Genomic DNA, 19,876 nt, shown 5'->3' on the forward strand with positions numbered 1-19,876 from the left:
GTCAGAGCGTCCGCTCGATCGGGATCACGGCACCCGGGTTGAGGATGCCCGACGGATCGAGTTCGCGCTTGATCGCACGGAGGATACGGACGCCCGTCTCGCCGATCTCCGCACGGAGCCAGGGCGCATGATCCCTGCCGACCGCGTGGTGATGGCTGATGGTCCCCCCCGACGCGACGATCGCATCGTTGACACGCGCCTTCACGACATTCCACACACCGAGCGGGTCCGAACGGATGCCGGCGAGCACGGTGAAGTACAGGGAACCCCCGGTCGGGTAGATGTGGGAGACGTGGCACATGATGTACGACTTCGCCCCGGCGTCGGCGAAGCCGTCTTTGAGCGCAGAGTCGACCGCCGAACGCAGTGTTTGCAGGTTCGACCATGTGGTCGCGGTCTCGAGCGTCTCGCAGAAGACACCGGCGTCGAGCAGCGAATCCCGCAGGTAGGGGCCGTCGAACCGACCTTTCAGCCAGTCCTCCGCCGCTCCTTCACCTGCCGAGACGCCGCCGGCCGCGGCGAGCTGGGTACTGGCGCGGGCACGCCGCTCGGCGATACCGTCACCTTCGTACACGGTCACCACGCTGGCGCCCTTCGCGAGAGCCCTGCCGATCTTGCCGACCTGCGCGAGACTCACGGCCGTCTCCGCTTCGTCGGAGAGCCGGATGACGGTGGGGCCGTCGCCCTGCTGCGCGACCCGCCGCAGCCCCTCGGCGCCGCTGGTGAAGTCGGGGAAGGACCAGGATTCGAACACGCGGTCGCGCGGGATCCGATGCACCCGCACCCGTACCTCGGTGATCACGCCGAAGATGCCCTCGGAGCCGAGGAACACCCTGATCAGGTCTGGCCCTGCGGCGGAACCGGGCGAGCGCCCGAGCTCGATGTCGCCGGTCGGCGTCGCCACTCTGATCCCGGTCACCATCGTGTCGAAGCGCCCGTTGCCCGCCGAGTTCTGTCCCGAAGACCGGGCCGCCGCGAATCCGCCGATCGTGGCGTAACGGAAGCTCTGAGGGAAGTGGCCGAGTTCGAAGCCGTGCGCGGACAGCGATGCTTCCGCCTCCGGCCCCGTCGTCCCCGCCGCGAACAGGGCTTCGCCGCTGAACTCATCCAGCCGGATCAGACCGCCGAGACGTCGCAGGTCGAGGCTCACGACCGCATGATGCGTGCCCCGCTCGGGCTCCAGCGCTCCGACGACGCTCGTGCCGCCCCCGAAGGGGATCACCGCGATCCCTCGCGCGACCGCGATGTCGAGGCACGCGCGCACCTCTTCGTGATCGGCAGGACGGAGGACGGCATCCGGCGCCTCCTGACGCACCTCGCGACGACGGAGGAGGTCGGGTGTCGAACGCCCACCTGCGTGGCGGATGCGCGCCTCGGCGGCATCATCGATGTTCGTCGGGCCGAGCGCGGCGCTGAATGCCGCATGATCCTCAGCGGTCAAGCGCGGCGGATCGAGCTGCACGTGCCCGAGCTCGATCGCCGGTCCGGGCTTGCGCACTCGCCCCAGCAGCATCGGCAGCAGCGCGCGCACCGCCAGGGGCAGGTCCTTCGCCTTGGCCGGATCACCCCAGCCGTTCCATCTCATCGACGGGTCCGCATCGACCCTGCCACTGTCTTGGCCCATGCGTTACAGTGTGACACATCATGGAAGAACGTCAACCACAATGGGATGCGACACAGACGCGGATCCTCGACGCCGCCGACGCGCTGATCGAGCGTCGCGGCGTGCACGGCGTCACCATCGCCGAGCTCGCCCGTCGCGCCGATCTCAGTCGCCCCACGATCTACCGCAACTGGAGCGATGCCGATGATGTCGTCCGCGCCGCGCTGCTGCGGCGCGTCGACGGCATCCTGGGCACCTTCCCCGCGGAAGCGCGCACCCGGACGGTCCTCGTCGACGACGTCCTCCATTTCACGACGCTCTTCCGCAATGACACCCTCTACGGGCGTCTGCTCGCCGATGAACCCGAAGCCTTCACCCGCTACACGCTGCAGCGGGTGGGATCGAGTCAGCGCTTGATCCTCGACTGGCTCGCCACGGCGATCGGCACCGCACAGGCCGACGGCTCGGTCAGATCGGGACCACCGCAGGAGATCGCGGTCATGCTGCTGCTCATCACACAGTCCGCGGTCCTCTCCCACGGCACCGTGGCAGACCTCATCTCGGAGAACGCGTGGGAGCGCGAACTGCGAGCCGCACTCGACGGGCTGCTCCGCCCATGACCCGGGAGTCATCCGCGCTCAACGTCGCGCGACGGAGGATCGAACTCGCACGCGCAGCCGACGAGACGGTCGACGTGCTCGTCGTCGGGGGCGGCATCACGGGCGTGGGTGTCGCTCTGGACGCGGCCTCGCGCGGGCTCCGTGTGACGCTGATCGAAGCCGAGGATCTCGCCTTCGGGACCAGCCGATTCAGCTCGAAGCTCGTGCACGGCGGCCTGCGCTACCTCGCGACCGGTGACATCGCGACCGCGCGAGAGAGCGCACACGAGCGGCATCTCCTGATGACCACGATCGCCCCGCATCTGATCCGCCCGCTCGGACAGCTCCTGCCCTTCTCCCGCGGAGTCACGCTCCGCCAGCGCACTGCGGGCGCCGTCGGGATGGGGCTGGGAGATCTGCTCCGCATGCGCGCGCACACCACCCGCACGACGCTGCCTGCCCCCGCTCTCGTGTCCGCGCGCTCCGCCACCCGCCTGGTGCCTGCGCTCGACCCTCACGGCCTCCGCGGCGGAATGCTGTCCTTCGACGGCCAGCTGGTCGACGACGCGCGGCTCGTGGCGACCGTCGCCCGCACGGCGGCATCTCTTGGCGCTCGCATCCTCACCCGCGTCCGCGCGGTCGTGTTGCGGGAAGACGGCGCATCGGTCGAGGAGACGACCACGGGCGAGCGGTTCGACATCAGAGCCCGCGCCGTCATCAACGCGACCGGCGTCTGGGCGGGTGCGCTCGATCAGACGATCCACGTGCGCCCGAGCCGAGGGACGCACATCGTCCTCGCCGCCGCCGACCTGGGTTCGCCGTCGGCCGCGCTCACCATCCCGCACGAGGGATCGATCAGTCGCTACGTCTTCGCGCTGCCGCAGGCCTTCGGCCGCGTGATCGTCGGCCTCACCGACGAAGACTCCCCCGGTGCCGTGCCGCGTGTCGCCCAACCGACGGAGCCGGAGATCGATTTCCTGCTGCAGAACCTCAATCGCGTGATCGCTGCTCCCCTCGGCCGCGATCGGGTGCGGGGCGCGTTCGCCGGCCTGCGTCCGCTGGTCGACAGCGGGACCGACTCCACCGCCGATGTCTCTCGCCGGCATCTGGTGACGGTATCCACCGCCGGATTCGTCACGGTGCTCGGGGGAAAGCTGACCACCTACCGCCGGATGGCCGAGGATGCCGTGGACCTTGCGGGACGCACCCGCGGACTGCAGTCGGGGCCGAGCCGCACGGCGTCGTTGCTCCTCGTCGATCGGTCGGTGCCCGCCTCGGATGACGTGCTCGACGACGCCACGGGCTTGACCGCCGCGGAGGTCGAGTTCGCCGTTCGCACGGAGGGCGCGATGACCGTCGACGACGTCCTCGACAGGCGCACCCGTGTCGGACTCGTGGATGCCGATCGCGCACGCTGCCACGCGGCCGTCGAGGACGTCGTCGCCCGCACTCTCGCCGACCTCGCCTGACCCGCCGCGGCGAATCCTGGCCCGCCGCGGCGAATCCTGAGCGGTGCGTATCCAGCGCACAGCGCCGCGGGTAACGTGCGCGGAACAGCGCATGAACTCCCCCGCCCGACCCGTCTCGAAGGCGACACAGCACCCGGCGACCCTGCACAGTGGTGACATGGACATGCTCTTCACGATGCTGGGCAGCAAGGGGATGTCGGGTCTGCTGAAGACCGGAACGGCGATCCTCACCACCCTTCTGGTCCTCCCCGCCCTCCTCAAGCTCTTCATCGTCACCGTCGACGAGGGGTGGGCGGCGATCCGGACGCGCAACGGCAAGCCGATCATCCGCAACCGCCCGCAGCGTCGTCCGCGGAACCGCGGCGGGGCTGTCGGAGAAGTCGTCGTTCTGGACCCGGGCTCGCACGGAGCATTCCCGCTGTTCTACTGGTACAAGCTCATCGACGTCCGTTGCCGTGCGACCGATCTGCCCGCGCGAGAGATGAGCGGCGCGAGCGAACACCAGCACCGCGTGCATGCCTCGTTCGAGTGGCGTCCGATACCGAAGGGAAGCGATCTTCGGGTGTTCGAGCTCGACGTCGTGAACGTCAAGGAGCGAGCCTCGAACATCGTCGGCGCCGCGCTGAGGGACGTGATCCGTGGTCTCGAGGGAGCGGAGCTGCCGCACAACGACGAGATCAACACCCGAGTGATCGCGGCCAGCGCCGCGGAGGTGCGTCGCGCCTGCGGCGTCGAGCTGGTGCGGGTCATGGTCACCGGCGACGCCCTCACCGACGGTTACCTGCTGTCGACCGCGCTCCGAGACGTCGATCGCGGAGCACAGGCCGTCGCCGCGTTGCACGCTCTGAACTGACGTCTGCGCGCAGGGGATTCCGAAAGGTCGGAGCGAGCGTCAGTGCCGTTCGTGCAGCGGAAGATCGATGGTTCCTGTCTCTCCCGCGTGACGCGCCTTCGGGATTCGCGTCCCGAGCACCTGCGACACGATGTCCTGTGCGATCTTCGGCGCCGTGAGGCCGGCGTCGACGAGGATCTGATCACGCGATGCGTGGTCGATGAACTCGTCGGGAAGACCCAGCTCATCCACCGCGGTGTCGATGCCCGCCTCGCGAAGGACCTGACGTACACGGGTGCCGATGCCTCCGACCCGGATGCCGTCTTCGAGGGTGATCACGAGGCGGTGATGGGCGGCGAGTTCCACGATCGACGGCTGCACCGGAATAGCCCAGCGCGGGTCGATGACCGTCGCGCCGATCCCCTGCGCTCGAAGGCGGTCCGCGACATCGAGAGCGAGTTCGGCGAATGGTCCGATGGCGACGATCAGGACGTCTTCGGATTCGCCGCGGGCGAGCACATCGACGCCGTCGCTCAGGCGTTCGATCGCGGGAAGATCGGCGGCGACCTCGCCCTTCGGGAAGCGGATGACCGTCGGAGCGTCTTCGACGTCGACGGCCTCACCGAGGGCTTCCGTCAGCCGCGCCCCATCACGCGGCGCGGCGATGCGGATGTGCGGGACGATCTGCAGCATCGCGAGATCCCACATGCCGTGGTGGCTGGGACCGTCGGGACCGGTGACGCCCGCTCGATCGAGGACGAAGGTGACGCCGGCACGGTGCAGAGCCACGTCCATCAGCACTTGGTCGAAGGCGCGTCCCATGAACGTGGCGTACAGGGCGACGACGGGGTGCAAGCCCCCGTAGGCCAGACCAGCCGCTGACGCCACCGCGTGCTGTTCTGCGATGCCCACGTCATAGACGCGATCGGGGAAGCGTTCGGCGAACGGCGCGAGGCCGGTGGGGCGCAGCATCGCAGCCGTCATCGCGATCACGCCGTCGCGCTGCTCGCCGACGGCCACCAACGCGTCGGAGAACACATCGGTCCACCCACGCCCACCGGACGACAGGGTCTCCCCGGTCGTGGGGTCGATCTTGCCGACGGCGTGGAACTGATCTGCTTCGTCGTCGCGGGCCGGCTGGTAGCCACGGCCCTTCTCGGTGATGGTGTGGACGATGACGGGCGCACCGTACGACTTCGCCAACTCCAGAGTCTCGAGGAGCGCGGGAAGATCGTGGCCGTCGACCGGACCGAGGTACTTGATGTCGAGGTTGGAGTACAGCGCCTCGTTGTTGGTGAACCTCGACAGGAAGCCGTGCGTGCCTCCCCGGACGCCGCGGAACACCGCACGTCCCACGGGCCCGAAAGCGCGGAACAGGCGATCGGACCGCTGGTGGAGGTCCTTGTAGGCTGCTGCCGTGCGCACGCGGTTGAGGTACCGCGACATGCCGCCGATCGTCGGCGCGTAGGAGCGTCCGTTGTCGTTGACGACGATGACCAGGTTGCGGTCGTTGTCATCGGAGATGTTGTTCAACGCCTCCCAGGTCATGCCGCCGGTCAGCGCGCCGTCGCCGACGACCGCGACCACGTGCCGGTCGGCACGACCGGTGGCCGTCAAGGCCCGGGAGATGCCGTCCGCCCAGCTGAGCGAGCTGGACGCGTGCGACGACTCCACCACATCATGGGCGCTCTCGCCCCGCTGCGGGTACCCGGCGAGACCACCGCGCACGCGCAGCGCCGAGAAGTCCTGGCGCCCGGTGAGGAGCTTGTGCACGTAGGACTGGTGTCCGGTGTCGAAGATGAAGGGGTCGTCCGGGGAGGAGAACACTCGATGGAGAGCGATCGTGAGTTCGACGACGCCGAGGTTGGGGCCGAGGTGGCCGCCCGTCCTGGACACGTTCTCGACCAGGAACGTGCGGATCTCCGCAGCGAGCTCGGTCAACTGGTCGGTCGAGAGTGCATCGAGATCACGGGGTCCAGAGATGCTCGGAAGAATGGGCATCTGCACCTCCTCACAGGCTCCGTCAGAAGCGCCCGACGACGGTGCGAGCGCCCCTCGATCCTACCCCGCCGGACTCGGAGAGCACGGCGAATCGGACCCCCTTGACAGGAAGGGTCGGCACGACGAAGGGGCCCCGGTCCGCAGACCCGAGCCCCTTCGTCTCGTGCGATCAGACCAGCGAACGCAGCACGTACTGCAGGATGCCGCCGTTGCGGTAGTAGTCAGCTTCACCGGGGGTGTCGATGCGGACGACAGCATCGAACTCCACCGGCTGCTTGCCCTCGGGCGAGTTCTCGCTCGGGGTGGCCGTGACCTTGACCGTCTTGGGCGTGACACCGTTGTTGAGCTCTTCCAGACCCGAGATCGAGACGATCTCGGTGCCGTCGAGGCCCAGCGATTCCCAGCTCTCGCCGGCGGGGAACTGCAGCGGGACGACACCCATGCCGATCAGGTTCGAGCGGTGGATGCGCTCGAAGCTCTCGGTGATGACCGCCTTGACGCCCAGCAGGCTCGTGCCCTTGGCCGCCCAGTCACGCGACGAACCCGAGCCGTACTCCTTGCCACCGAAGATGACGAGCGGCGTGCCCTGCTCCTGATAGTTCATGCTCGCGTCGTAGATGTACGACTGCGGGCCACCGGGCTGCGTGAAGTCGCGGGTGAAGCCACCCTCGACGACCTGTCCGTCGTTCACGGCAGCGACCATCGCGTTCTTCAGACGGATGTTCGCGAAGGTTCCGCGGATCATGACCTCGTGGTTGCCGCGACGCGAGCCGAAGGAGTTGAAGTCCTTGCGGTCCACGCCGTGCTCCGTGAGGTACTGCGCCGCGGGCGTTCCGGCCTTGATGTTCCCGGCGGGCGAGATGTGGTCGGTGGTGACCGAGTCGCCGAGCGTCGCCATCACGCGCGCACCCTCGATGTCCTTCACCGGGGTGAGCTCCATCGTCATGCCCTCGAAGTACGGCGCCTTGCGCACGTACGTGGAGTTCTCGTCCCACTGGAAGATCGCGTCGTCCGGAGTGGGCAGGCTGCGCCAGCGCTCGTCACCGTCGAAGACCGTCGCGTACTGCTTGATGAACTGCTCGCGCGAGATCGAGGAGTCGACGAGTTCCTGCACCTCGGCCGGGGTCGGCCAGATGTCCTTCAGGAAGACGTCTTCGCCGTCGGTGCCCTTGCCGAGCGCGTCGTTCTCGAAGTCGAAGTGCATCGACCCGGCCAGCGCGTACGCGATGACCAGCGGCGGGCTGGCGAGGTAGTTCATCTTCACGTCGGGGCTGATGCGACCCTCGAAGTTGCGGTTTCCGGAGAGGACCGCGGTGACGGCGAGGTCGTGCGAGTTGATCGCTTCGGAGACCTCTTCGATCAGCGGGCCCGAGTTGCCGATGCAGATGGTGCAGCCGTAGCCGACGGTATAGAACCCGAGGCCCTCGAGGTCCTTGTCGAGTCCGGACTTCTCGTAGTAGTCGGTGACGACCTTCGACCCCGGGCCGAGCGTGGTCTTGACCCACGGCTTCTGCTTCAGACCCTTCTCGAGAGCCTTGCGTGCGACGAGACCGGCGGCGATCATCACCGACGGGTTCGACGTGTTGGTGCACGAGGTGATGGCCGCGAGGGTGACGGCACCGTTGTCGAGGATGTACTTCTCCCCCGACGGCGTCGTGACCGGCACGGGCTTCGAGGCGTTCGCCGGTGCGCCGCTGTTGATGTGCACCGGACGCGTGGTGGGCTCTTCGTCGCCGGGTGCTTGTCCGGGGTCGGAGGCCGGGAAGGAGTGCTTCGATTCGAGGTCGACGATCGAGTCCGAGGTCGATGCCGTCGCGTAGCTCAGGATGTCCTGCTCGAACTGCGACTTCGCCTCGGAGAGCAGGATGCGGTCCTGCGGGCGCTTCGGGCCGGCGATAGACGGCACGACGGTGCCGAGGTCGAGCTCGAGGTACTCGCTGAACGTGGGCTCGTGCGCGGCGTCGTGCCAGAGCTTCTGCTCCTTGGCGTATGCCTCGACCAGTGCGACGGCCTCTTCGCTGCGGCCGGTGAGTCGCAGGTAGTCGAGCGTCACGTCGTCGATCGGGAAGATGGCGGCGGTGGAGCCGAACTCCGGCGACATGTTGCCGATGGTCGCGCGGTTGGCGAGCGGCACCGACGCGACGCCCTCGCCGTAGAACTCGACGAACTTGCCGACCACACCGTGCTTGCGCAGCAGGTCGGTGATCGTGAGCACCACGTCGGTCGCGGTCACGCCGGCGGGGATCTCGCCGGAGAGCTTGAAGCCCACGACGCGCGGGATGAGCATCGACACGGGCTGGCCGAGCATGGCAGCCTCGGCCTCGATGCCGCCGACGCCCCAGCCCAGCACGCCGAGGCCGTTGACCATGGTGGTGTGCGAGTCGGTGCCGACGCAGGTGTCGGGGTATGCGCGGAGCACACCGTCGACGTTGCGGTCGTAGATGACCTTGGCCAGGTGCTCGATGTTCACCTGGTGGACGATGCCGGTTCCCGGCGGGACGACCTTGAAGTCGCTGAACGCGGTCTGACCCCAACGCAGGAACTGATAACGCTCGCCGTTGCGCTCGTACTCGATCTCGACGTTGCGCTCGAGGGCGTTCTCCGAGCCGAACAGGTCGGCGATCACCGAGTGGTCGATGACCATCTCGGCGGGCGAGAGCGGGTTGATCTTGTTCGCGTCACCGCCGAGTGCCGTCACGGCCTCGCGCATGGTGGCGAGGTCGACGATGCACGGCACACCGGTGAAGTCCTGCATGACCACACGGGCCGGCGTGAACTGGATCTCGGTGTTCGGCTCGGCCGCGGCATCCCACGAACCCAGCGCCTCGATCTGCGCCTTCGTCACATTCGCGCCGTCTTCGGTGCGAAGCAGGTTCTCCAGGAGGACCTTGAGACTGAAGGGAAGCTTCTCGAAACCCGGCACCGTGTCGATGCGGAAGATCTCATAGTCGGTGCTGCCGACTGTCAGGGTGCTCTTGGCACCGAAGCTGTTCACCGTGGACACGAATCCGTCTCCTTCTATTCGGATGGGAGCGACAGGCGCCTCCATCTTGCTCGCCAGCGAGCCCCTGCGGCTAGCAAGGCGGACCTAACCAGTCTGCTCCGCGCAGCTCACCGGCGAAAGCCTGCGATTTATCTTGATGTCAAGATAAATCTATCACGCCTCGGGGGCATCCTCGCGCGCGGGCTCGCGCGGGTGCAACGCGCGGACCACGAGCCACGTGACGGCGATCAGCGGGGCGAACAGCGGCAGCCCCATGATGAGTTTGAGCGTGCCCAGCGCCGTGACGTCACCGGCCAGATAAAGGGGCAGCTGCACAGCCAGCCGGGTGAAGAACAGCGCGGCCCAGGCGATCCCCAGCCAGAAGTAGGCACGTCGTTTGCGGCGATCGTTCCGCCAGGTGGTGCCCTCCCCCATCAGGAATCCGACGGCGAGGCCGATCAGCGACCAGCCGATCAGTGCCGACACCAGGATGACCGAGCCGTAGACCGCGTTGGTGATGAGCCCCGGGACGAAGTTGTCGGCGCCGCGTCCGGTCCACAGAGCCAGCGCTGCCGCGGCGACCGCGGCGATGAGACCGCCGAGGGCGGCCGAGGGCGGCGACTTCTGCACGAGTCGGACGATCGTGAAGACGGCTGCGAGACCGACCGAGATGCCGAGCGAGAGGATCAGCGGCTCGGGGCGGATCGTGAAAATGATCACGAACGCGAGGCTGGGCAGCACCGACTCGAGGATGCCCCGCCACCCGCCCATGGCGGTCCACACGACCGTGTGGGTGGCCGCACTCTCCGACGGGTCGAGCCCGGCACGACGCGCGACTCCTCCGAGGGCCTCCCCGAGGATCTCGGAGGTGCTCTTCTCCCGTTCGGCGTCGGGCTCGGGAGTGCTCACGCGGAACCAGGGGTCGCCGGCATCTTGAGCGGGATCAGGTCGCGCGGCGGCATCGGAGACCCGCCGCGGACGACCACGATCGACCGGAAGAGGTCTTCGACCTTCTCCGCCGCTTCGGGGTCCGAGGCGCCGGCGCCGCCGATCACGCCGCGGAGGAACCAGCGCGGGCCGTCGATGCCGATGAAGCGCGCGAGGCGCAGACCGGATCCCTCCGCCGCCGTGGCGGGGACCTCGGCGAGGAGCTCCTTGCCCAGCGGGCCTTCGCGCTCTTCCACGCGGCCGCCCTGCGCCTTGACCTGGTCGCGGAGCTGTACGCGGGTCTCGTCCCACAGTCCTCCGGTGCGCGGTGCGGCGAAGGGCTGCACCTGCAGCGAGGAGTCCGCGTAATCGAGGCCGACCGCCACGATGCGCTTCGACTGCTCCTCGACCTCGAGGCGCAGGTTCAGACCTTCGCGCGGCAGGATCTTGATGCCGCCGAGGTCGATGTAGGGGCGGACCGGGTTCGCCTCGGAATCGTCGAAGGGACCGTCGGTGGCACGATTCAGCGGTGTCGACTTCGAAGGGGTCTCGTTGTTGTCAGTCATTGGCCTGTCCTGCTTCGTTCTGGTGGGTCGCTGCCTGGTATCCGGTGGAACCGAACCCACCGGCACCGCGGACGCTGTCCGGCAGCTCGTCGACCGGGATGAACGTGGCGCGCGTGACCGGCATGATGATCAGCTGCGCGATACGATCGCCGACCGCCACATCGTACGCGCTCTGGGTATCCGTGTTGATCAGGCTCACCTTGATCTCGCCGCGATACCCGGCATCCACCGTCCCCGGCGAGTTCACGATCGAGATCCCGTGCTTCGCGGCCAGTCCGCTGCGCGGAACCACGAAAGCGGCGTACCCGTCGGGCAGCGCAATGCTGACGCCCGTCGGCACCAGTGCACGCTCCCCCGGCTCGAGGTGCACGGCCTCCGCCGCGACCAGATCGGCACCGGCATCGCCCGGATGCGCATACCCGGGCACCACTGCAGCGATAATGGGGACATCAACGGAATCGGTCACCCCATGAGGCTAATGCAGAACCCCGCCACAGACGCACGTCCCCGCTACCGCGAAAGACTCTCGCCGAGCCTCTGGCTGCTCGTGACCGTCGCGGTCGCCGGCCCCATGGTGTCGCTCGTCTTCGTGCCGATCGGCTCGACAGTCGCACTGGTCCTCGGCGCCGCCGTATCGGCCCTCCTGGTGCTGGGCTTCATCGCGGCCACCCCTGTCGTCTCCGTCATCGGCACGGTGCTGCGCGCCGGCCGCGCGCACATCGACACGAAGCATCTCGGCGAGCCGGTGGCCCTGACCGGCGACGACGCCCGGCAGGCTCGCGGCCCCGGGCTCCCGGCGCGCGGGTGGCACCTGATCCGCGGCGGCATCGACGGAATCGTCGTCGTCCCGAATCTCGACCCGGACGACCCCGTCGACACGTGGACCGTCTCGACACGCACGCCGGATCGACTGGCAGCGGCGATCCGCGCTGCGCAGAGCTGAGACGCGGCACGAAGAGGCAGAGCTGAGGTGCGGAGCCGAGAGGCACCCGCATACGACAGCGCGCCCCTGACCGGAGTGGTCGGGGGCGCGTGATACGTCGCTCGGAGGACTGCTTACGCAGCGCACTCCTTGCAGATGGGCCCGGATGCGCCCTCGTGGTCGAGCTGTGAACGGTGCTTCACGAGGAAGCAGCTCATGCACGTGAACTCGTCCTGCTGCGCGGGCAGCACGACGACGTCGAGCTCGAGATCGGAGAGGTCGGCACCCGGAAGGTCGAAGCTCGACGGGTTGTCGGAGTCTTCGTCCCCGCTTGAGCCGGAGAGCTTGTCCGGCACACGCTCCTTCAGGGCTTCGATCGACTCGGAGTCGTCTTCGCTCTTTCGGGGGGCGTCGTAATCGGTTGCCATGCGGTAGATCTCCACTTTCATGGTGCGAGTGGGTGGTGCGCCGTCGGGTATTCGGCGGCCATAGTTTGCACGACCGGACGACATAACGCAAATGCTCGCCCGTTCGCCTGAACAAACTCACGGCACGCCCAGGGTATTCCCGGCCCGGATGCCCCATGCGTGACACCATGATGAGACACCCATCAGAGGGGCATTCGCATGGAAAACGTCACCATCGTCGGCACAGAAGCAGGAGTCCTCGTACTCGCGACCGAGTCGGGCGAGCGGTTCGCGCTGCCCATCGACGACATGCTGCAGCGCGAGATCCGTCGCGCCACGCGTCAGAGTGAGCCGACGGCACAGAAGCTCGCCGCGAGTCCGCGTGATATCCAGGCGCAGATCCGAGCCGGTCTCACGGCTCCGGAGGTTGCCGAGCTCCTGGGTATCAGCGTCGACGACGTCGCCCGTTTCGAAGGCCCCGTCCTGGCCGAACGCGAGCACGTCATCGGCCAGGCCCTCGCTGTTCCCGTTCTCATCGGCAGCGAGGTCGAGCCCGACGCGCAGCCCACCTTCGGAGTTGCCGTCCGCGCCAAGCTCGCGGAGGTCGAAGCGACGTCGGAGCGTTGGGCGAGCTGGAAGGAGGACTCGGGCTGGACCATCAAGCTCGAATTCACCGCCAACGACGTCGAGCACGACGCCCGCTGGAGCTTCGATCCCCGCCGCAGCGCCCTCTCGCCGCTCAATGCGGACGCCACGCAGCTGTCCCGCCAGGGCTCGCTGCCCGAGGGACTCATCCCCCGCCTGCGGGCCGTGGACGCAGAACGGATCACCTCTCCGTACAAGGACGAGAGCCGCTTCGACTCCGGCGCATTCGGCCCCCGTCTGCTCCCTGCTCCCGACGCCGAGATCGAGGATCCCTCCCTTCCCGAGCGTTCCGACGCGGCCGCACAGGACGCGGCGATCAAGCGCGCACCGGCATCACAGACGACGAGCCCCGAGACCGCAGACCTTCTCGAAGCTCTCCGCCGTCGTCGCGGCCAGCGCGAGACCGCGCCGCTGCTGGATGAGCCCACGGACGCAGATCGGGCCGATCAGAGCCCGATCTCACTCTTCGAGGTCCTGGAGCAGCCGGACGACGAGCCGCAGTCTCCGCAGCCCGCGCCTCAGACGACCAACTCGGATTCCGGCGAATCCACAGGCCGGAGACGTCGTCGCAACGCCATGCCCTCCTGGGACGAGATCGTCTTCGGCGCACGAACGGACGAGTGAGACCGGCCTGAGAGTGCTCGCCGGGAAGTCGTGCCGGAGAGCATACCGGGCGATCGTCGTCAGCGAGCGAAAGCGCCGAGCCTGACGACGGGGACCTGCCGCTCCTCCGGTGTGAGTGCACCGTGCTGGCCGACCATTCCGCGACCGCGCTGGTCCGCAGCCGTGCCGTCATAGACCGCCCACGACCCACGCGCGATCGCGAGCACGTCACCGATCCGAGGCGAGGCCGCCTCGGAGACCGTGGGTCCGAAGAGGCCCGCACGCACGGCCTCCTCGCGGGTGACGACATCGGCGACCCCCTCGAGATCCGCACGCCAGCGCGATACCAGCGAGACGCCATCCGCATCGGGCTCCAGATAGGCGTGCAGCATCCGCGGTTCACCACCCACGTGTCGGACGCCTTCGAGGTGGTCCGCTTCGAGCACGATCTGTCGGTTCGGCGCCACATCGACCATCCCATGATCCGACGTGACCACGACCCCGACGCCCGGGGGCACCCGTGCGGAAAGAGCGGCATCGACGTCCTCGAGCGCCGCGACCCATTCGGACGAGGCGATGCCGTACTTGTGGCCGGCCTTGTCGACCTCTGGAAGGTAGCAGTAGACGAGCGAGCCCGGATGGGACTGAGCGAGCGCATAGGCGGCTTCGATACGCGACGCCGCTGTGGTGGCTGCGACGAACTCGGCACCTCGGAGCGTGGCTTTGGTGAAGCCGCTGTGCGCGTATCCGGCGAACCCCACGGCGAAACTCTCGTGGCCGGCACCACCGGCGCGCTCGAAGATCGTGGGAGCCGCCTGCCACGTATACGGGTCGATCCCGTCGGTCTCCCAGCCGCTGAGCTGGTTGACGAGCACGTCGCGGGTCGGATCGAGCACTCGGTAGCCGACGAGGCCGTGCTCCCCCGGCCAGACACCGGTGACGATGCTGGTCAGCGCTGCCGCGGTGGTGGAGGGGAAGACCGACTGCGCGACATCCTTCTTCGCCATCCCCGCCGTCAACGCACGTGCGTGACCGGCGTGTGCCCGCAGACTGATCGCTCCGAGCCCGTCGATCACGACGAGCACGGCCGAGTCTGCGCGCGGCAACAGCGCCGATTCGCCGCGGAGGGCGGCGAGCAGGTCGTCCGCCACCCCGACGACACTCCGGGCACTAGGCGACGCGGACGGTAGCATGAAGGACATCCGAGCCAGTCTGACACAGGCTCCCGTATGCCTTCAGGAAGTCCATGCCGAAAACCCCGCCGCCCGAGCCTGTCGAGGAGCGCATCCAGGACATCGACCTCTCCACCGAGATGCAGGGCTCGTTCCTCGAGTACGCATACTCGGTGATCTACTCGCGCGCGCTCCCCGATGCGCGCGATGGTCTGAAGCCGGTGCAACGCCGCATCCTGTACCAGATGGCCGAGATGGGCCTTCGCCCCGACCGCGGTCATGTCAAGAGCGCCCGCGTGGTCGGCGAGGTCATGGGAAAGCTCCACCCCCACGGCGACTCCGCGATCTACGACGCGCTGGTGCGCCTCGCGCAGGAGTGGGCGCTGCGCGTCCCTCTGGTCGACGGACACGGCAACTTCGGCTCCCTCGACGACGGTCCGGCCGCGGCTCGATACACGGAGGCACGGCTCGCCGCCGCCGCCCTCGCGCTCACCGAGAACCTCGACGAGGACGTCGTCGATTTCATCCCGAACTACGACGGCCAGTTCCAACAGCCGGCTGTCCTGCCCGCTGCTTTCCCGAACCTCCTGGTCAACGGAGCGAGCGGCATCGCGGTCGGCATGGCGACCAACATGGCGCCGCACAACCTGATCGAGGTCGTCGCGGCCGCCACGCATCTCCTGGAGAACCCGGACGCGACCACCGAGGACCTGATGGAGTTCGTTCCCGGTCCGGACTTCCCGTCGGGCGGGATCCTGATGGGACTGGACGGGGTCAAAGACGCCTACACGAACGGACGCGGCGCGCTCAAGGTCCGAGGGAAGACCTCGATCGAGCCCCTCGGCCCTCGACGCACCGGCATCATCGTGTCGGAGCTGCCGTACATGGTCGGCCCCGAGCGTCTGCTGGAGAAGATCCGCGACGCCGTGCAGTCGAAGAAGCTGCAGGGCATCAGCGACGTCACCGACCTCACCGACCGCAACCACGGACTCCGCGTCGCGATCGGCATCAAGACGGGCTTCGACCCGAACGCCGTCCTCGAGCAGCTCTACCGTCTGACGCCGCTGGAAGACTCGTTCAGCATCAACAACGTCGCTCTGGTCGAAGGCCAGCCGCGCACGCTCGGGCTCAAGGAGATGCTGAGCGTCTACGTGGGCCACCGCCTCGAGGTCATCACCCGGCGCAGCCGCTACCGCCTGAAGCGGCGCGAGGAGCGTCTGCACCTCGTCGAGGGGCTGCTCATCGCGATCCTCGACATCGACGAGGTCATCCAGGTCATCCGCTCATCCGACGACTCGGAGCAGGCCCGCACCCGCCTGCGCTCGGTCTTCGATCTGAGCGAGCTGCAGGCGGAGTACATCCTCGAACTGCGTCTGCGCCGTCTGACGAAGTTCTCCCGCATCGAGCTCGAGACCGAACGAGACGCGTTGCTGGCCGAGATCGCCGCCCTCCGCGAGCTGCTGGGGAGCCCCGTGCTGCTGCGCGCCGCGGTCGCGAAGGAACTCGATGCCGCGGCCGACGCGTACGGCACGCCCCGGCGCACGCTGCTCATGAACGCCGCACCGCCCAAGCCCCGCGCCACCAAGGGCGCGGTCGACCTGCAGATCGCCGACGCCCCCACGGCGCTCATCCTCTCGACCACCGGGCGCACGGTCCGAGTCGACCTCGGCGAAGGACAGGAGCTCACCGCCCCGGCACGTCGCAGCAAGCACGACGCGATCCTGACCACGGTCGAGACCACGGTCAGGGCCGAGCTCGGAGCGCTCACGAACCTCGGACGCGTCGTCCGCTTCTCCCCCGTCGACCTGCCTTCCGTGCCTGCCACCTCGGTTCAGCTCGCTGCCGGCACGCCGTTGCGCGACTATCTCGGGATCACGACGAAGGGCGAGCGGGTGCTCGGTTTCGTGCGGTTCGACAGCGATACGCCGATCGCCCTCGGGACCGCCCAGGGAACGGTCAAGCGCATCGTCCCGTCAGCGCTTCCCGTGCGGCCCGACCTCGAGGTCATCGGCCTGAAGCAGGGCGACACGGTGGTGGGCGCGGCCGAGGCGCCGGACGACGCCGAACTGGTGTTCGTCACGACCGACGCGCAACTGCTGCACTTCTCGGCCTCCGCCGTGCGCCCGCAGGGAGCGCCGGCCGGCGGCATGGCCGGCCTCAAGCTCAGCTCCGGGGCATCGGTCCTCTTCTTCGGTGTCGTCGATCCCGCCACCGAGTCGGTCGTCGCCACCGTCTCCGGAGGCGACAGCGCACTTCCCGGCACGGAGCCGGGGCGCGCGAAGGTCTCGTCGTTCACCGAGTACCCGGCCAAGGGTCGCGCCACGGGCGGCGTGCGCGCGCACGCATTCCTGAAGGGTGAGGATCGCCTCACGGTCGCGTGGGTCGGGCCCCAGCCACCGCTGGCGGTCGATCCGACCGGTGCCGTGCGCAAGCTTCCCGAGACCGGCGCACGTCGCGATGCCTCCGGACAGCCCGTAGAAGGCGTGATCGGCAGCATCGGCCGCACCCTGGTCTGAGTGCTCCGCAGGCGGGGTGACCGCCTGCAGCGAAGAAGCCGGCATGGGATGACCCGTGCCGGCTTCTTCCGTGTCTCCGGGGCTCAGGCGTCGATCGACTCGCGCGACAGCCGGTCGGAGGAGTCGATGATGAACTCGCGGCGCGGGGCGACCTCGTTGCCCATCAGGAGCTCGAACACGCGGCCCGCGGCCTCCGCATCCTCCATGCGCACGCGACGCAGCAGCCGTCCTGAACGGTCCATCGTGGTGTTCGCCAGCTGTTCTGCGTCCATCTCACCCAAGCCCTTGTACCGCTGGATCGGCTCGTGCCAGCGCTTGCCCGCCTTGCGGAGCTTCGCCAGCAGCGTGTGCATCTCCTGCTCGCTGTAGGTGTAGATCGTCTCGTTCGGCTTCGAGCCCGGGTTCATCACGATGATCCTGTGCAGCGGCGGGACGGCGGCGAACACGCGGCCGTGCTCGATCAGCGGTTGCATGTAGCGGAAGAACAGGGTGAGCAGGAGGGTGCGGATGTGGGCGCCGTCGACATCGGCATCGCTCATCAGGATGATCTTGCCGTAGCGAGCCGCATCGATGTCGAAGGTCCGGCCGGAGCCTGCACCGATCACCTGGATGATCGACGCGCACTCCGCATTCGACAACATGTCGCCGACCGACGCCTTCTGCACGTTGAGGATCTTTCCCCGAATCGGCAGCAGCGCCTGGAACTCGCTGTTGCGCGCGTTCTTGGCGGTGCCGAGCGCCGAGTCTCCCTCGACGATGAAGAGCTCGCTGCGTTCGACATCGTTCGTGCGGCAGTCGACGAGCTTCGTCGGAAGGGTCGACGACTCCAGTGCGTTCTTGCGGCGCTGCGTCTCCTTGTGCGCACGTGCCGACACGCGCGCCTTCATCTCCGAGACGATCTTGTCGAGCAGCTGCGACGCCTGGTTCTTGTCGTCGCGCTTGGTCGAGCTGAATCGCTGGGCCAGGTCCTTGCGGATCACCTGAGCGACGATCTGCCGGACGGCCGGAGTGCCGAGGATCTCCTTCGTCTGCCCCTCGAACTGCGGCTCGGGCACGTTCACCGTGAGCACCGCTGTGAGACCCGCGAGGACGTCGTCCTTCTCGAGCTTGTCGTTGCCGACCTTGAGGCGACGCGCGTTCTGCTCGACCTGGGTGCGGAGAACCTTGAGGAGTTCTTGCTCGAAGCCCTGCTGATGGGTTCCGCCCTTGGGCGTCGCGATGATGTTGACGAACGACCGCACGCGCGTGTCGTAACCGGTGCCCCACCGCAGCGCGATGTCGACGGCGCACACGCGCTCCACCTCGGTGGCGACCATGTGCCCGTCGGCCTGCAGAACGGGAACGGTCTCCTTGAACGTCCCCTCCCCCTGGATGCGCCAGTTGTCGGTCACCGGCGGATCGACCGCGAGGTAGTCGACGAACTCCGAGATCCCGCCCTCATAGAGGTAGGACGTCACCGTCCCGGTGGCATCCGCGTCCTCGGAGCCGAGCTCGGGAGCATCCGGACGATTCGTCCGCTTGTCGGCGACCTCGATCTCGAGGCCCGGGACGAGGAACGCCGTCTGTCGGGCGCGGGTCTCGAGCTCGGAGAGCTGGAAGGCCGCGTCCTTGGTGAAGATCTGCCGATCGGCCCAGTAGCGAACCCGCGTACCGGTCACGCCGCGGGGCGCCTTGCCGATGACGCGGAGCTCGCTCTTCTCCTGGAAGGGAGTGAACGGCGCGTCGGGACGCTTCTCTCCGGAGTCTGCGAAGACCCCCGGTTCGCCACGATGGAACGACATGGCGTAGGTCTTGCCGCCGCGATCGACCTCGACGTCCAGGCGCTCGGAGAGCGCGTTCACCACGGAGGCGCCGACACCATGCAGACCGCCGGATGCCGCGTACGACCCGCCGCCGAACTTCCCACCGGCGTGCAGTTTGGTGTAGACCACCTCGACGCCGGTCAGACCGGTGCGCGGTTCGACGTCCACCGGGATGCCGCGGCCACGGTCGTGGACCTCGACACTGCCGTCGGCATGGAGGATGATGTCGATCTTCGTGCCGTTGCCGGCCACCGCCTCGTCGACGGAGTTGTCGATGATCTCCCAGAGGCAGTGCATGAGTCCGGGCGACCCGTTCGACCCGATGTACATCCCTGGGCGCTTGCGGACGGCCTCGAGGCCTTCAAGCACCTGGAGATGATGGGCGGAGTACTCGGCATTCACAATCTCCGAGTCTAATCTCGCGAGTCGTTCCGGCTCCGCAGACACTCCCCGCGGAGGGCCACTCGACGGGGGTCGCGTACGCGCTGAGCGAAACACGCCGCAAACCGGGCATGCGCACAGGTGGGGCGTGGTTGTATTGACCAAATCCCCCAGCGAAGCCGACACCCGAGGAGGCACCGAGATGAACGCAACGACCGAACGTGACACCTCCACCGTCGAGTTCCGCCTGACCGCCATGGATCGCTGTGATTCATGCGGCGCTCAGGCGTACATCGCCGCTGAGGTCAACGGATCCGAGCTCCTGTTCTGCGCCCACCACGGCCGCAAGTACGAAGAGAAGCTCCGCAGCATCGCCACCAGCTGGCACGACGAGACCGCCCGCCTCGTCGAGACGGTCTGATCGAATCCTGACGCACGTCGGCTGGTC

16 protein-coding genes are annotated in these 19,876 nt (G+C 68.0%); 7 read left to right on the plus strand and 9 right to left on the minus strand.

Translation table 11 applies throughout. The features are described 5' to 3' along the window. Position 1: 1 nt before the first annotated feature. On the minus strand, positions 2-1,624 hold the full coding sequence (locus DW307_RS05420; protein WP_240750511.1) for an FAD-binding oxidoreductase: 1,623 nt from the start codon (positions 1,622-1,624) through the stop codon (positions 2-4). Between the two features lie 20 nt (positions 1,625-1,644). Here DW307_RS05420 and DW307_RS05425 point away from each other — a divergent pair, with 20 nt between their 5' ends. From DW307_RS05425 to DW307_RS05435, 3 genes are all read left to right on the plus strand, one after another. Further along, positions 1,645-2,223, plus strand: coding sequence for a TetR/AcrR family transcriptional regulator (locus tag DW307_RS05425; RefSeq protein ID WP_136024238.1), 579 nt, complete (start codon positions 1,645-1,647; stop codon positions 2,221-2,223). Beyond that, complete coding sequence (locus DW307_RS05430; RefSeq protein WP_136024239.1) at positions 2,220-3,671, plus strand: glycerol-3-phosphate dehydrogenase/oxidase; 1,452 nt, start codon at positions 2,220-2,222, stop codon at positions 3,669-3,671. Before DW307_RS05425 ends, DW307_RS05430 begins: the two co-directional genes overlap by 4 nt. Positions 3,672-3,762: 91 nt before the next feature. Continuing rightward, complete coding sequence (locus tag DW307_RS05435; RefSeq protein ID WP_240750513.1) at positions 3,763-4,524, plus strand: SPFH domain-containing protein; 762 nt, start codon at positions 3,763-3,765, stop codon at positions 4,522-4,524. Positions 4,525-4,563: 39 nt separating this feature from the next. Here DW307_RS05435 and dxs read toward each other — a convergent pair whose 3' ends face one another. From dxs to dut, 5 genes are all read right to left on the minus strand, one after another. Next, positions 4,564-6,504: a 1-deoxy-D-xylulose-5-phosphate synthase gene (gene dxs / locus DW307_RS05440; protein WP_136024240.1), complete on the minus strand. Its 1,941-nt coding sequence runs from the start codon at positions 6,502-6,504 to the stop codon at positions 4,564-4,566. A gap of 169 nt (positions 6,505-6,673) precedes the next feature. Continuing rightward, a complete protein-coding gene (locus DW307_RS05445; RefSeq protein ID WP_021200680.1) occupies positions 6,674-9,508 on the minus strand; it encodes an aconitate hydratase in 2,835 nt (944 codons plus the stop codon). Positions 9,509-9,661: 153 nt separating this feature from the next. After that, complete coding sequence (locus DW307_RS05450; protein WP_021200681.1) at positions 9,662-10,396, minus strand: DUF3159 domain-containing protein; 735 nt, start codon at positions 10,394-10,396, stop codon at positions 9,662-9,664. Then, complete coding sequence (locus DW307_RS05455; protein WP_136024241.1) at positions 10,393-10,980, minus strand: DUF3710 domain-containing protein; 588 nt, start codon at positions 10,978-10,980, stop codon at positions 10,393-10,395. The genes DW307_RS05450 and DW307_RS05455 overlap by 4 nt, the downstream gene beginning before the upstream one ends. Beyond that, positions 10,973-11,446 carry a dUTP diphosphatase gene (gene dut, locus DW307_RS05460; RefSeq protein ID WP_046398983.1) on the minus strand — a complete coding sequence of 158 codons (474 nt, stop codon included), beginning with the start codon at positions 11,444-11,446 and terminating at the stop codon, positions 10,973-10,975. The genes DW307_RS05455 and dut overlap by 8 nt, the downstream gene beginning before the upstream one ends. A gap of 12 nt (positions 11,447-11,458) precedes the next feature. Here dut and DW307_RS05465 point away from each other — a divergent pair, with 12 nt between their 5' ends. Next, the gene (locus DW307_RS05465; RefSeq protein ID WP_021200684.1) at positions 11,459-11,923 is read left to right on the plus strand and encodes a DUF3093 domain-containing protein; all 465 of its coding nucleotides are present in this window, start codon (positions 11,459-11,461) and stop codon (positions 11,921-11,923) included. Positions 11,924-12,036: 113 nt separating this feature from the next. Here DW307_RS05465 and DW307_RS05470 read toward each other — a convergent pair whose 3' ends face one another. Further along, positions 12,037-12,330: a DUF4193 domain-containing protein gene (locus DW307_RS05470; RefSeq protein ID WP_029259298.1), complete on the minus strand. Its 294-nt coding sequence runs from the start codon at positions 12,328-12,330 to the stop codon at positions 12,037-12,039. A gap of 198 nt (positions 12,331-12,528) precedes the next feature. Between DW307_RS05470 and sepH the strand changes: the two genes are divergently transcribed. Further along, positions 12,529-13,578, plus strand: a complete 1,050-nt coding sequence (gene sepH / locus DW307_RS05475; RefSeq protein ID WP_021200685.1) for a septation protein SepH — start codon at positions 12,529-12,531, stop codon at positions 13,576-13,578. A 59-nt stretch (positions 13,579-13,637) separates the two neighbouring features. On the opposite strand, the gene DW307_RS05480 is transcribed toward sepH, so the two are convergent. After that, complete coding sequence (locus tag DW307_RS05480; RefSeq protein ID WP_136024242.1) at positions 13,638-14,708, minus strand: alkaline phosphatase family protein; 1,071 nt, start codon at positions 14,706-14,708, stop codon at positions 13,638-13,640. Between the two features lie 95 nt (positions 14,709-14,803). Here DW307_RS05480 and DW307_RS05485 point away from each other — a divergent pair, with 95 nt between their 5' ends. Then, positions 14,804-17,245, plus strand: a complete 2,442-nt coding sequence (locus tag DW307_RS05485; RefSeq protein ID WP_136024243.1) for a DNA gyrase/topoisomerase IV subunit A — start codon at positions 14,804-14,806, stop codon at positions 17,243-17,245. 83 nt (positions 17,246-17,328) lie between these two features. Here DW307_RS05485 and DW307_RS05490 read toward each other — a convergent pair whose 3' ends face one another. After that, the gene (locus DW307_RS05490; RefSeq protein WP_136024244.1) at positions 17,329-19,449 is read right to left on the minus strand and encodes a DNA gyrase/topoisomerase IV subunit B; all 2,121 of its coding nucleotides are present in this window, start codon (positions 19,447-19,449) and stop codon (positions 17,329-17,331) included. Positions 19,450-19,630: 181 nt separating this feature from the next. On the opposite strand from DW307_RS05490, the gene DW307_RS05495 reads away from it, so the two are divergent. Then, on the plus strand, positions 19,631-19,849 hold the full coding sequence (locus DW307_RS05495; RefSeq protein WP_021200689.1) for a DUF7455 domain-containing protein: 219 nt from the start codon (positions 19,631-19,633) through the stop codon (positions 19,847-19,849). Positions 19,850-19,876 lie beyond the last annotated feature (27 nt).

The organism is Microbacterium sp. K27, from assembly GCF_004794435.1.
Classification (GTDB): domain Bacteria; phylum Actinomycetota; class Actinomycetes; order Actinomycetales; family Microbacteriaceae; genus Microbacterium; species Microbacterium maritypicum_A.